The sequence below is a fragment of the Nitrospina sp. P1_D6 genome, from assembly GCF_052156615.1.
GTDB lineage: Bacteria > Nitrospinota > Nitrospinia > Nitrospinales > Nitrospinaceae > Nitrospina.
Genome location: NZ_JBQKUN010000006.1, coordinates 87,857 through 99,749 on the forward strand (window position 1 = coordinate 87,857; position 11,893 = coordinate 99,749).

Consider the following 11,893-nt stretch of genomic DNA (forward strand, 5'->3'; position numbering starts at 1 on the left):
CACCAACCCACTACAAGTCAAGGGTCCCCCGATAAACCGCCTTCTAATCCTCCCAATCAAGGAAGCGGGGGCAAGAAATAAAAGTTCTTAATTATCGACAATCCCAGAAAAGGCTTCCCAATTGAAGTGGATCATGTGGTTCGGGGTTCCGGACCGTTATCTAGGACGATCTCTTGGGGTGATGGCAAACTCTCAATTTAGATCGTCATTCCAAGTCTTCTCCAAGGGACATTTTGGGAGATATTGAAAGTGGCGCAACAACTATCTTGGCCCTGGGCCGGAATCGCGGCCACGGCCACGGTCGCGGGTGCGTTCCCGGCCTTCGCGGTCCTTGCCTTTTGCCACATCTTTCCATTTCTCTTTAAGAGGAGGGGGCTTTTCCTCACCTCCGTCGGACTTATCCCATTGTTCTTTTAACCGGGGTGTTTTCCCGTCACCGGTGCCGGTGGCTTCCTTCCATGAATCGGTGAGAGATTTCCCGTCCCTGGGTTTGTCCTTTTCCCGCCAGGCTTCCGCAAGTCTGCTCTGCCCCTTGGTCATCTGGAATCCCAACTCATAGCGGAATCGGTTTTTCTCCTGCTTCTGTTTCTCATGCAAGGCTTTGAATCTCTCCTGAAGTTTCCGGCGTTCGGCCATCTGCCGGTCAATCAGGTGTTGTTTTTCCTGTTTATCGCGAAATAAAGCCTGCTGATCCTCCTGTTTATTCTGACGGGAAATTCTGCCCCGGCGGCCCGTGATCCTATCCCAGAGGCCCATAATGCCCTTACGGAGGCGGTTGGCCCGGATCAATTCCTCCCTCTGCCACCGTTCATTATGAAATTCCTTCATCTCTTTGCGCTCTCTCCGGTGCCGGTCGCGTATATCCCGGAGGTCTTCCAGCAAAGGCTGGCGCTCTTTTTCCTGCTTCTGGTGCAATTCCGTTAATTTTTTCTTAAGTGCCTGCGTCTTACGGGCCGCGATTTCCTTGCGGGCCTCTTCCACACTGGGCAGGTTCTCCGACGTGCCCAGCCGGGCCTTCACGTCCTTGGCCTTAAATCCCGAATAACGGGTGAGGGACATGACCTCACCCGTATGGTGCAGGACCACAAACCCGCGCTTGTCGCCCCGGGCGAGAAACAGGCCCTGCGCCTGAAGGGTATTCTGGAACGTTTTCAATCCATCGGAGTTTTGCAGGGCCTGCCGGATGATCTGTTTCAGGTCGCGCGGGTCTTCCTTCAGACGCTTGGCCTGTTGCCAGGTCTGAAGGTCAAAGCTGAGCGGATCGCGGTCTTTGCGGTTTTTCAAGCCGTCGGGCATTTCCAGGCCCAGCTTCAGGTACAAGTCGCGGCTGACGTCCTGAAGCCTCCGCTTGAAATGGCTCATGGGGATGGCCTTCATTTGGTCCGTGTCGATGCGGGACCAAATGACATGCGCATGGCGGCGGCCCTGCTTTTCATGAAACACCACCGCGCGGGGCTGGTGTTCCAGCCCCATCTTCCGCTCGACGGCGGCGAAGGCCCCCTCGAACTGGTCGATAGTGATGTCAGCGTGAGGAGGGGGGTTGAAGGTGACGGCAAAAAAGGGCTGTCTTGCCTGGGTGCCTTTGGACACCGCTTCGATTTCCAGGAAGGCAGACCGCAGGCTCTCGGCGGCCAGTCCACGGATTTCGTGGACGTCAACATGGTCATTCTCCTTCTGATTGAGAAGGTGATTGGCCAGGTTGCGGGCTCCTCCGCGCTGAGAGCCTTTCAGGATCATGGTCCCGGTCGAGGCCTCTTTTGTGTTTTGGTGCCGAGGGCTTGCATCAGCGCGTGGCGCATCCACTGGATGTCTTCGCACGCCTGATGGAGCGATGCGCTTTCCGGCCATGATCCCGCATTGGCAACTTTTGCAAGCTGGTTGATGTTACTGCCAATGCGGCCCATCGCGCCGAGGAGTTTTGCAAGCTCCTTGCGGTCCACCGGCGGACGGCGCGATTGAGGGGGAGGAGGGGTGTCCATGACGGCGGACCGGAAATAACCCGCCAGGGTCAAACGGGAATCATCGGCCCGTTTGTTCAATTCGGCGGCCTCCGCTTCCGTCAAGCGGATGGTCACCCGATATTGACGTTTCCGTGTCTCGCTCATTCTCCTCCTCCACCGGAGCGTGTCCAGAGACGCTGACTCTGGTCTGGGTTCTTAGGGGCGAAGCGCCCTGATAGCACCCGGCTCGGGTGCTGGCCTGGGGGATCCAACGGGGGGCGGCAAGCACTCCCCCTTGGCAAGTTGGCGCGGAAAAGTCTGCAACCTTTCGTTAAGAAATGGCAGACCGCGCACAACTTGCAGTTATCGTAACGCGAAATTTTTATGATTGTCTTAACATTTTCAGGAGGGAACACGACTGTATCACGCCGGATCATCGGTGTCCACTTTTGAGCCACTAAAAATGCACGGCGGCGTTTTGTATTTCGCATTACAAAATGAAACCGGGAATCAATCTCCTCCTTATTATTGCGCCTCGATGAGGCCAGACATTTTTTTAGTCCGGGCGTTCCGTCGGGGACGGGAGCAATTCCTGAACGAAATAAGCGATCAACTCCCTGCCGTTTTTAACTCCCGCCTTCTCGTAAATCACGGTGGTTTGATTTTTCACCGTTTTCAATGAGGTTTTCCGGACTTCAGCAATTTGCTCCTGAGGCATGCCGGTCACCAGCAAACTGCCCACCTCCTTCTCCGCTTTCGTGAAGCCCAGTTTAGAAAATTCCTCATCGAAAACGGTCTTGAACGCATGATGCCACTTTTCAGGATCAAACCCATCCCGGTCGTATTTTTTAAGGTCCTCAATGCGGAAAAAACGAACCTTGGTAGTACCAAGAATCTCGTACAGGCGTTCCGGATCGAGCCCGATGTCGTATGCCCGGTAAAGCTTCTGGAACATTTTGCGGATTATTAAACGTTCATCAAATTCTTTCCGCATTTTTTCAAGGTAAATCCAGATAAGCATGGCCCCCAGCCAAAGCAGGACTAGACCATAAGCTTCTGAAGACTCTGCAAACTGAAATTCCCCTCCTTTTAAAACATCTCCCAAAAAGGCCGCCGCACCGGCCACTCCCAGAATCAGGAGAAGCACGCCCGCAGTCTTGAACCCAAAACGAAAAGCAGGTTTTTCCAACAAGGAATGAATAAATTCCCGGAAATTCATGAAGAAAAAATTTTTGGGTTTATAGGACCTAAGCCTCATGCGCAGGTGAGGCGGTTTGGCGATACTGGCTCAGGCAGAAAAAATAAATCGAAGGATTATACAAAGGCTGTCATGAATCGAACAACCCAAAATCCCAACCTGGTTTTCTCCGGCATCCCGCGTGGGGTGCCGGGCCACAAGCAGGGTACCGGTCCCGGTTATGAGCTGGATCAGGTGCCGAACGCCAAATGGCTCCCGGCGGAGTCCATTCTGAAAAGCTTTGCCTATCAGCCGGACCGGGTGTTGTTGGGGCGGCTGGACGGGCACCTCATCGGTGTCGGCGACGACCGCCATGTCATCACCGTGGCGGGCTCGCGCTCCGGCAAATCCGTACTCCTTGCCTGCAATCTGATCCATTACGCCGGAAGCGTGCTGGTGATCGATCCCAAGGGAGAACTGGCCGGTATCACGGCAAGGCGGCGCGCCGATGGATTGAAGCAAAAAGTTTGCGTGCTGGACCCGTTCGCCAAAACGCCGGACTGGGTGACGCCTTACCGGGCGCGATTCAATCCGCTTTCCATCCTGAAGGTGGACAGCCCCACCGTTCTGGAAGATGCGGGACTGATCGCGGATGCCCTGGTGGTGACGGGTGCCAATGCGGACCCGCACTGGGATGAAAGCGCGCGGATGTTCATCGAGGGCGTGATCCTGCATGTTCTGACCTATGGCGGCTATGAAGGCATCCGCGATCTGGTCACCGTCTATGACCTGCTCTCCAAGGGCAAAGATTCAGGAGAGGGCAAGGGTTCCATGGAAGGACTGGTGGAAGAAATGCTCCACAACGCCCGGATTCTGCAACACGACACTCTGGCCGGTGCGATTGAAGCGGCGGCTTTAGATTTTGCCGAACGACCGGACCGGGAGCAGGGGAGCGTGCTGTCCACCATCCGGCGGCATATCCGGTTTCTGGGCTATCAGTCGATGCAAACTGTTTTGCGCGGTCATGACTTCGATCTGACGGAACTCAAGACCGCCGCCGGTGGCCTGACGATTTATCTGTGCCTTCCGGCGGGGCGGATGGGCACCTGCAACCGGTGGCTCCGGCTGTTTGTCAATCTCGCTCTGGAGGCCATGGAGCGGGAACCGGCCAAACCGCATCCGCCGGTCCTGTTGTGCCTGGATGAATTTCCCATCCTCGGCCACATGAAACAGATTGAAGACGCGGCGGGGCAGATTGCGGGCTTCGGCGTGAAGCTCTGGCCGGTTTTACAGGACCTCAATCAACTGAAAAGCCTCTATCGCGAACGGTGGGAAACCTTCATGGGCAACGCGGGCGTGCTTCAGTTTTTTGGAAACGCCGATTTGACCACTTTGGACTATATCCAGAAACGCCTGGGCAAAACGGCGTTGCCCGTACAGCGCACGACCCATACCGCGCATGACATGTCCGCCACGCGGGCCGATAACGTGGCCCTGCATGATCTGCTGACCGGTGAGGAAGCCTCCCGGTTGTTCGCCAGGGATGACGTTTTGAAACGGCAATTGATCATCGCCGCCGGGAAAGCACCCATGATTTTACAACGCGTGAGTTATTTCGATTCAAACGATCCGTCCTTCACCTCCTTCAAGGGGAAATACGATGACCTGGAATAACCATAATCAGGATTTCGTCGGCTGGCCCAAAGCCACGACCCATCAAAGAAAGAGGCAGGTTCGGGTTCAGGCCGATTACATGACCCCCTTGATGAAAAGAGCGCGTGACACCCTCACGCTGATCCTGTTCTGGGGCATGGTGATTGCCGGACTGCTGTTTGAATACAAATTCGGAATCACGGTGGAATTACAGCAAGTCCTGAAAGCGGGGCTGGGCCTGACCATTCTGCATTATGTCATTCTTCCGTTCCTCCTAAAGGCCCGCGTGAGGATCATCTTCTCCGAAGATTCCATTCGCATCCGGACTTTCTTCACCGGATGGAAGGCCTATAAGCGGGGACATCAAGGCTACGCATTCAAGATCATCCAGCATCCGGAAGCAGAAAAGGAAGAGATGCTGAACAGACCCGGAAAGAACCGCTATTACCGGGATTCGTATCGAATTTATTTAAACCACTACCAGGGTTACTTTGAATTCCCGCCAATCTTTGGACTGGAGCGGGCCAATCAATTATTCAACCGGCTTCAGGGTGTGGACATCTGGATTCGCGACGTCATGCCTCAGGTGTGGGGTCATGGAGAGCATTCAACGCCCGGCAGCAATCCAAATTTACAGGCTTCCCAAACACCGGTCACCGGCTGGAAGCGGAACGCAATCTATGGGGCGGTACTTGTCTGGAATCTGTTCGTCCTGGGACTTTACGCCGTCATTGTCCTGATAGGCCTTTCCCAAATGGTGGATATGGTGGTCGAAGAAGAAAACCGTTCAGGGATTTACCTCTTTTTGCTCTTGCTTGCCCTGGTTCTCCTGATTTTAGGGACAAAATCGATGACGGCCCGCCAGGTCTCAAAACTATGCGACGGCAATCAAGCTGGGAACACGCCTCCGCCTGTGGAGCATGTCGTTTCGGGTATCCGGTGGCGGGTGGTGCGATTTTTCGAATGGGTCATCACCCGGGCTTTGGCGGCCTTTCTGATCCTCATCATCGGGGTTGCCGCTTTTAAATTTTTCGGGATTTCCAGACAGGACGTGGACGGATTCGTCGCGGGCATTCCGGAACACCTTCGCCCCTGGGCTGGACTGGCCGGGGGTGCCTGCGTTGGTTTAGTCATCCAGTTGCTCGGGAAACTGTTTGAACGGGACAGTGAGCAATGAGGGGATGTTTTAGCAATTCGCGATCTGCAAACGTGGAAGCGTGGCTTCCGGTAAAGAAGGAGACACTATGAGCAAAATACCGTTTCCATTCAATGTCCGTTTGGAAAAAACGGACCGGCGGCTCAAGACCATCTGTGCCGCCTGCGGCCTGGACGTCAATGGAATAACCATCACCGACGGCGACACTCTGGAGCTTTCCGGAAACTGGAATGCCTCCCGGATCAGCGCCGCTCTGAATTGGGGGAATTGCCCGTTCTGTGGTGAGACTTTGTATTTTCCGGAACTGTGCATCCTGGCTGAGTCACCACCTGATGCAGACTTCTCTAACGACTTCTGCTTCGAAGCTGAACGCACCGAGTATTACCGTGTGGTGGCGGGGCTGTCGCAATGGATGCTTTTCCATTATGAAAATGTCAGGGACCTGAATTTTGGAAAATACGATCCCAAAACGGGCAATGTGTCCTTCTTCACGGGAACCTGCCGGTGGATGGACTTTCATCTTTTTCCCGCATTCGCCGTGCCGGAAGGGGGCAATCCCTGGGCGTTTGCGCGGACCAACCTGGAGCGATTGCTCCCGGCCCTCTTAAACCTTCAGTGGGCGGAAGGCCAATGACCGTTCAAACGTTAACAGAAAGGAGAGACATATGATGCAAACGATCCAAAATCTGCTCACAACCCTTTTTAGAACCCTGGTCAAAGCCACTATTTTTATCTTTTGCTTCTTCCTGTGCTTGTTATGTTTCGGCTCGATCACTGTGTTGGCCGATGTTTTATTTTCCATCGACCTGACTCAAACGTCCAGCCCTGCAAAAACCATATTTGAAGGCTTCGCCTTTATCCTGTCTTTGGTCCTGGCGGGTCTGTTGACGAGAAACTTCTCAGTCAAGATGGCCGGTGAGAGGTCTTCCAGATCCTTGACTGAAAATCACAAGAAGGAACCTGATTCGGCACTTATCAAAACTCAGGCCGGAAAACTCTTCAGGAACGTCATGACAGGGATGGTTTTTATTGTATCTGCTGGCGTGTCGGTGTTCCTTTGCATTGTGGCTTTGCTTCTACTGGATAATCCCATCACCGGCCATTTTCTCCGGGCCGTGTTTTTGGATCATGGTTTGGGACGCGCCATTGTTCTCGTGGCCTTTTTCACTCTGGCCTATAAGGTCGGCATAAAAGCCACGGACATGTTCATAGAAAAGAGGGAGTGGAACGATACGTTCTGGTCCTCGGATGAAAACGACAAATCAGGTAAAGCATAAATGACCGAACGCGACTTCATCACAGTAAAAGACCTGGCCCGCTACCTGTCGGTTAAGGAGAAGACCATTTATAGCTGGGTGGAGTCCGGGAAAATCCCTGCCTACAAGTTCAACGGAGCGTTGCGGTTCCATATAAAAGAAATCAAAGAATTTGTTAAGCAAAGCCGCGTCAAAACTGTGGACGCGGAGCGGGAAGCGAAAAAAATCATTGGAAAGGCCTCTCGATTTTGGTCATAATCCTTTGTGATAGTGGCCAAAAGACGCCTCGTGACTAGGAGTTGCCTATGTACAAACGAGGAAATGTCTATTGGTGTAAAATCACCATTCCTGGACGCAAAAAGCCCATTTGCAAGAGCCTCGGCAAGGATAAGAAACTGGCCAAGGCGATTGAAGCCAAGATCAGGGCGGAAATCCAGGAAGGGAAGTTCTTTGAAAAGCAAGAGGGTGAGTATCTGACCGTAGCCGGTCTTCTGGAGATGTACCGGCACCGCTACGCCAAGTCCAACAAACGTCCCGAATCCCTCAAAACCGACGGCTATCTGGCCAAAAAGCTCAACGAATTTCTGGGAGAGGATTTGCTTCCGGAAGTGACGCCGGGCAGGCTGGAAGATTACATAGCCAAACGGCGGGATGACGGCGTGTCGGACGTCACCATTCACCACGAGTTGAACCTGCTCCGCCATGCGTTCAACCTGGCCTTTAAGAAATGGGATTTGCTGGACAAGAATCCCTTCGAGAAGGTCACTATTCCTCCCGGCTCCAAAAAGCGCGTGCGCTACCTGAAGCCGGAAGAGGAAAAGCGGTTGTTCGCGGAACTGGACAAACGGGGCGACTGGCTCAAATCCGTGGTGATCATCGCCCGCGAAACCGGCCTGCGCCTGTCCAACATCTGCAACCTGACCTGGGATCAAGTGGACTTGTTCAAGCGTGCCATTGAGATTGAGCATACCAAGAACGGAAACCCCGTCTGGATTCCGCTATCAGACGCGGTTTATCAGGAATTGAAAGCGCTCAATAAGGTGCGCAACCTGAAAATCGACCGGGTCTTCTGGATCGACGGCAGGGGACTGCATCGCGGGTGGGTGGGGCTGGCGTTTAGGCGTTTGTGCAAGCGGGCCAAGGTGGAGAACTTCCGCTTCCACGACCTGCGCCATGACTTCTGTTCCCGCCTGGTGCAGGCCGGTCAGCCGTTGCAGGTGGTGGCGGAATTGGCGGGACACACCAACATCACCACCACGCAACGCTATGCTCACCTCAACCCGGAGATGAAACGCAAAGCCATTGAAGCCCTAAACGGCAACAATGCAAGCGCTTCCGGGTAAGCTGGCTACAATTTGGCTACAGTCCACGAAAAAGGGGCTACAGCAATCGCCGTAACCCCTTATAAACAAAAGTGGAGCTGAGGGGGATCGAACCCCTGACCTCTTGAATGCCATTCAAGCGCGCTCCCAGCTGCGCCACAGCCCCGAATTCCAGTTTTTGCGTTCGTTTTCCCCGATCTTACCAGAACTTTTCGTTCCTGCAAGCCCAATTTTTTCGGGACCTTGCCCCCTTCTCCTTCCCGCTTGCCAAGCCGCTCACCGCCTCTATATAATGAAGACCGTACCGCTTCCCGGAATCCACCCTCCGGGGGAGCGTCATCCCGGCCCGCCGGCCGTCCGATATTTTCCAGGAATTTCGTGATTACCGACTTCAAACGGCGACTTCGCAACATCTTCATCACCGGGCTCCTAGTCACCCTGCCCATCGCGTTCACCGTCTTCATCCTGAACTTCCTGTTCAAGACGCTGGACAACTGGCTGTCGCCGATGTTCACCAAGCTGCTCATCTTCGCCGGCGCGCCCATCCCGCCGGACTTCCGCCTGCCCGGCCTCGGCGTCATCATGACGCTCTTGTTCATTTTCCTGATCGGAATCTTCACCAAAAACATCTTCGGCGCGAAACTCGTGCAGGTGTGGGAAACCATTGTCGAAAAAATCCCCATCGTGCGCAGCATCTACACCGGCGCCAAGCAGGTGGTGACCACCATCGCGCAAACCGACACCAAGGCCTTCAGCAAGGTGGTGATGGTCGAGTTCCCGCGCAAGGGCATCTACTCGCTGGGCTTCGTCACCAACGAAACCCGCGGCGAGGTGCAGGCGCTCACCGACGAAGACCTCATCAACGTGTTCGTGCCCACCACGCCCAACCCCACCTCCGGCTTCCTCGTGTTCGTGCCAAAGGAGGACGTCACCGTGCTCTCCATGACCGTCGAGGAAGGCCTCAAGTTCATCATCTCCTGCGGCATCGTCACCCCGCCGTACATTCCGGGCAAGGAAGCGGAAGCCAAACGGAACCTGCCGGTGTGAAGGATTCCGCCACCCCCGACCTCACCATCCTGTACGTGGACAACCACCTCGTCGCCGTGGACAAACCGGCGGGCCTGCTGACACAATCGGACGTACGCGGTGCGCCGAACCTGCTCGACCGGACCCGCGACTGGATCAAAAACGAATACGGCAAACCCGGAAAGGTGTATCTCGGACTGGTGCACCGGCTGGACCGACCCGTCTCCGGCGTCGTCCTGTTCGCGCGCACCTCGAAAGCGGCTTCCAGATTGTCGGAACAGTTCCGCAATCACACGGCACAAAAATTTTATCTGGCGTGGGTCGAAGGCGTGCCGGAAAAGGAAACCGAACGCCTCGTGCATTATTTGAGGAAAGAGAAGTCGATGAAGGCGACTGTGTTCCCGCGCCCCACGCCGCAGGCGAAACAGGCCGAACTGACCTACACCGTGCTGGAGAAAAAAGGCGGGACCAGCCTGGTGGAGGTGGAACTGCACACCGGACGCTTTCACCAGATCCGCGCGCAGCTGGCGTTTCTCGGTCACCCGCTGGTGGGCGACGCCAAGTACCGCGCCCAATCGACTCTTCCCGAAGGCCGCATCGCCCTTCACGCTTCCAAACTGATCGTCCAGCACCCCACCACCGGCAAGCCCCTCACCCTCGAAAGCCCCGCACCCGAAGACTGGCCACTCGCCTCTGCCTGAATTGACAACCCCCGCGCAGGCCTTATACTTTTTAGTAAGCCCTGAATTGGATAACCACCGGCCATGCGCTCCCGAAACGGCATCACCAAGCCTGTCTGCTCAACCGGCCGCGGCCTCTCGCCGCGCCGAATTTTAAAGTCCATTCTGTTATTCCTTATATTCGGTTTCCTCACCGCCTGCGGCGGCACCATTGATTCCGAACTCACTCACAACAAATACCCGGTCGAGGAATCGCTTCCCGAAACCCGGTACGATTTGACCGCCCTCCTTCTCATTCCGGCAGAAATGGAAGACAAGGTGTTCAACGAACTGGAAATCGGCGACGGCCTCACTCATTTGCTCCGGGAAACGTTGAAAGAGGTGTTCGTGGACGTGGTCGTGCAGGATGCGGACAAGGAATTCACGGCTTCGGGTTACGGCATCCTGCTCTATCCCGAATTCGTCGGTGAAACGCAGTATTTCGAACTGAAGCTGACCGGCAAAGATCCTTTAACGCAGGAAACCATCTTTCAGGTCGAAACCCACGGACGCTCGACGCTGAACGAACGCACCCTGAACCCGGCGATGGACGTCGCCGCCGCACTCCGCACGCTGGGGCTTTCCACCCCGTCGAGCATCGACGACTACCGCGAAGCCCAGTACCGCACCAAGATCAGCCTGGAGCGATCCATCATCGCCGCCGCCATCAAGCTGGCCAACGCGGTCTCGACGCATCCCAGCCTGGCGCAAAACACGCGCGTCCAGCCGGAGGACACGCAGGTCGCGTTCCATCAAAAAAAGAAAACGCGCCTTGCGCCCGGCACCCTTTCCACGGCCGGACGCTTTTTGAACGATCCCCGCGAGCAGATCCCTATCGGCAAATCGGCGGGGCGGGACGACATCGCCCTCCTCATCGGCAACCGGACGTACCTGAAAAAAGGAATCCCGAAGGTGGAGCACGCGCACCGCGACCTGGAGATGATCAAGACCTACCTCATCCGCACCATGGGGTTTTACCCGGACAACATCATCACCTATGAAGACGCCACCAAAGGCGATTTCGCCACGCTGTTCGGCACGGCGCAGGACCACCGCGGCAAACTGTTCCGCTGGGTGAAGCCTGGCGTGAGCCGCGTGTTCATTTATTATACGGGGCATGGCATCCCCGGCGTGACGGGCGAGGAGTTGTACTTCGTGCCGGTGGACGCCGACCTCGACTACATTTCGCAGTCCGGGTTTTCGGTTTCGCTGTTCTACGAGAACCTGAAAAAGATTCCTTCGCAGGAAACGGTGATCGTGCTCGACACCTGTTTCTCCGGCCGGACTCCCGACGGCGTCTTGTTCAATCGGGCCAGCGCCATCGTCCCCGTTCCGCAATCGCGACCGATGCCGCTGTCCAACACGGCGGTGCTCACCAGCGCGCAGAACGACCAGGTCAGCACCTGGCTGGACAAGCAAGGCCACAGCCTGTTCACGTATTTTTTCCTGCTGGGATTGAAGGGGCAGGCCGATCTCAATCAGGACCGCACCATCACCACGGGCGAGATGAACGAGTATCTCATTCAGGAAGTGCCGTACATGGCCCGCCGGGTGGCGGACAAGGAACAGCTTCCCAAGCTGGAAGGCCGCAAAGACCTCGTGCTGGCCATCCTGGAAGATTGACCAAAGATTTGACCGCAGCGG

At 55.5% G+C, this 11,893-nt stretch carries 12 protein-coding genes and 1 tRNA gene; 9 read left to right on the forward strand and 4 right to left on the reverse strand.

Features of this window, described 5'->3' with window-relative positions; translation table 11 throughout:
- Nucleotides 1-261: 261 nt before the first annotated feature.
- The 3 genes from ACTRXA_RS11475 to ACTRXA_RS11485 all read right to left on the reverse strand — a co-directional run bounded on the left by ACTRXA_RS11475 (nucleotide 262) and on the right by ACTRXA_RS11485 (nucleotide 3,159).
- Nucleotides 262-1,737 carry a relaxase/mobilization nuclease domain-containing protein gene (locus ACTRXA_RS11475; RefSeq protein WP_442427332.1) on the reverse strand — a complete coding sequence of 492 codons (1,476 nt, stop codon included), beginning with the start codon at nucleotides 1,735-1,737 and terminating at the stop codon, nucleotides 262-264.
- The gene (locus ACTRXA_RS11480) at nucleotides 1,734-2,105 is read right to left on the reverse strand and encodes a plasmid mobilization protein (protein ID WP_282010446.1); all 372 of its coding nucleotides are present in this window, start codon (nucleotides 2,103-2,105) and stop codon (nucleotides 1,734-1,736) included. The genes ACTRXA_RS11475 and ACTRXA_RS11480 overlap by 4 nt, the downstream gene beginning before the upstream one ends.
- Before the next feature lie 391 nt (nucleotides 2,106-2,496).
- Complete coding sequence (locus ACTRXA_RS11485) at nucleotides 2,497-3,159, reverse strand: helix-turn-helix transcriptional regulator (RefSeq protein WP_442427333.1); 663 nt, start codon at nucleotides 3,157-3,159, stop codon at nucleotides 2,497-2,499.
- A gap of 111 nt (nucleotides 3,160-3,270) precedes the next feature.
- Here ACTRXA_RS11485 and ACTRXA_RS11490 point away from each other — a divergent pair, with 111 nt between their 5' ends.
- The 6 genes from ACTRXA_RS11490 (at nucleotide 3,271) to ACTRXA_RS11515 (ending at nucleotide 8,525) form a co-directional block, all read left to right on the forward strand.
- On the forward strand, nucleotides 3,271-4,791 hold the full coding sequence (locus ACTRXA_RS11490; RefSeq protein ID WP_442427334.1) for a type IV secretory system conjugative DNA transfer family protein: 1,521 nt from the start codon (nucleotides 3,271-3,273) through the stop codon (nucleotides 4,789-4,791).
- Nucleotides 4,778-5,947 carry a hypothetical protein gene (locus ACTRXA_RS11495; protein WP_442427335.1) on the forward strand — a complete coding sequence of 390 codons (1,170 nt, stop codon included), beginning with the start codon at nucleotides 4,778-4,780 and terminating at the stop codon, nucleotides 5,945-5,947. Before ACTRXA_RS11490 ends, ACTRXA_RS11495 begins: the two co-directional genes overlap by 14 nt.
- 67 nt (nucleotides 5,948-6,014) lie before the next feature.
- The gene (locus ACTRXA_RS11500; RefSeq protein WP_442427336.1) at nucleotides 6,015-6,560 is read left to right on the forward strand and encodes a hypothetical protein; all 546 of its coding nucleotides are present in this window, start codon (nucleotides 6,015-6,017) and stop codon (nucleotides 6,558-6,560) included.
- Between the two features lie 31 nt (nucleotides 6,561-6,591).
- Entirely contained in the window at nucleotides 6,592-7,203 is a 612-nt protein-coding gene (locus ACTRXA_RS11505) for a hypothetical protein (protein ID WP_442427337.1), read from the forward strand.
- The gene (locus tag ACTRXA_RS11510) at nucleotides 7,204-7,440 is read left to right on the forward strand and encodes a helix-turn-helix domain-containing protein (protein WP_282010440.1); all 237 of its coding nucleotides are present in this window, start codon (nucleotides 7,204-7,206) and stop codon (nucleotides 7,438-7,440) included.
- Between the two features lie 47 nt (nucleotides 7,441-7,487).
- A complete protein-coding gene (locus tag ACTRXA_RS11515; protein ID WP_442427338.1) occupies nucleotides 7,488-8,525 on the forward strand; it encodes a tyrosine-type recombinase/integrase in 1,038 nt (345 codons plus the stop codon).
- A 72-nt stretch (nucleotides 8,526-8,597) separates the two neighbouring features.
- On the opposite strand, the gene ACTRXA_RS11520 is transcribed toward ACTRXA_RS11515, so the two are convergent.
- A tRNA-Ala gene (locus ACTRXA_RS11520) sits at nucleotides 8,598-8,670 on the reverse strand.
- Nucleotides 8,671-8,882: 212 nt separating this feature from the next.
- On the opposite strand from ACTRXA_RS11520, the gene ACTRXA_RS11525 reads away from it, so the two are divergent.
- The 3 genes from ACTRXA_RS11525 (at nucleotide 8,883) to ACTRXA_RS11535 (ending at nucleotide 11,872) form a co-directional block, all read left to right on the forward strand.
- Complete coding sequence (locus tag ACTRXA_RS11525; protein WP_442427339.1) at nucleotides 8,883-9,551, forward strand: DUF502 domain-containing protein; 669 nt, start codon at nucleotides 8,883-8,885, stop codon at nucleotides 9,549-9,551.
- On the forward strand, nucleotides 9,548-10,231 hold the full coding sequence (locus tag ACTRXA_RS11530) for an RluA family pseudouridine synthase (RefSeq protein ID WP_442427340.1): 684 nt from the start codon (nucleotides 9,548-9,550) through the stop codon (nucleotides 10,229-10,231). Before ACTRXA_RS11525 ends, ACTRXA_RS11530 begins: the two co-directional genes overlap by 4 nt.
- Before the next feature lie 63 nt (nucleotides 10,232-10,294).
- Complete coding sequence (locus ACTRXA_RS11535) at nucleotides 10,295-11,872, forward strand: caspase family protein (RefSeq protein ID WP_442427341.1); 1,578 nt, start codon at nucleotides 10,295-10,297, stop codon at nucleotides 11,870-11,872.
- Nucleotides 11,873-11,893 lie beyond the last annotated feature (21 nt).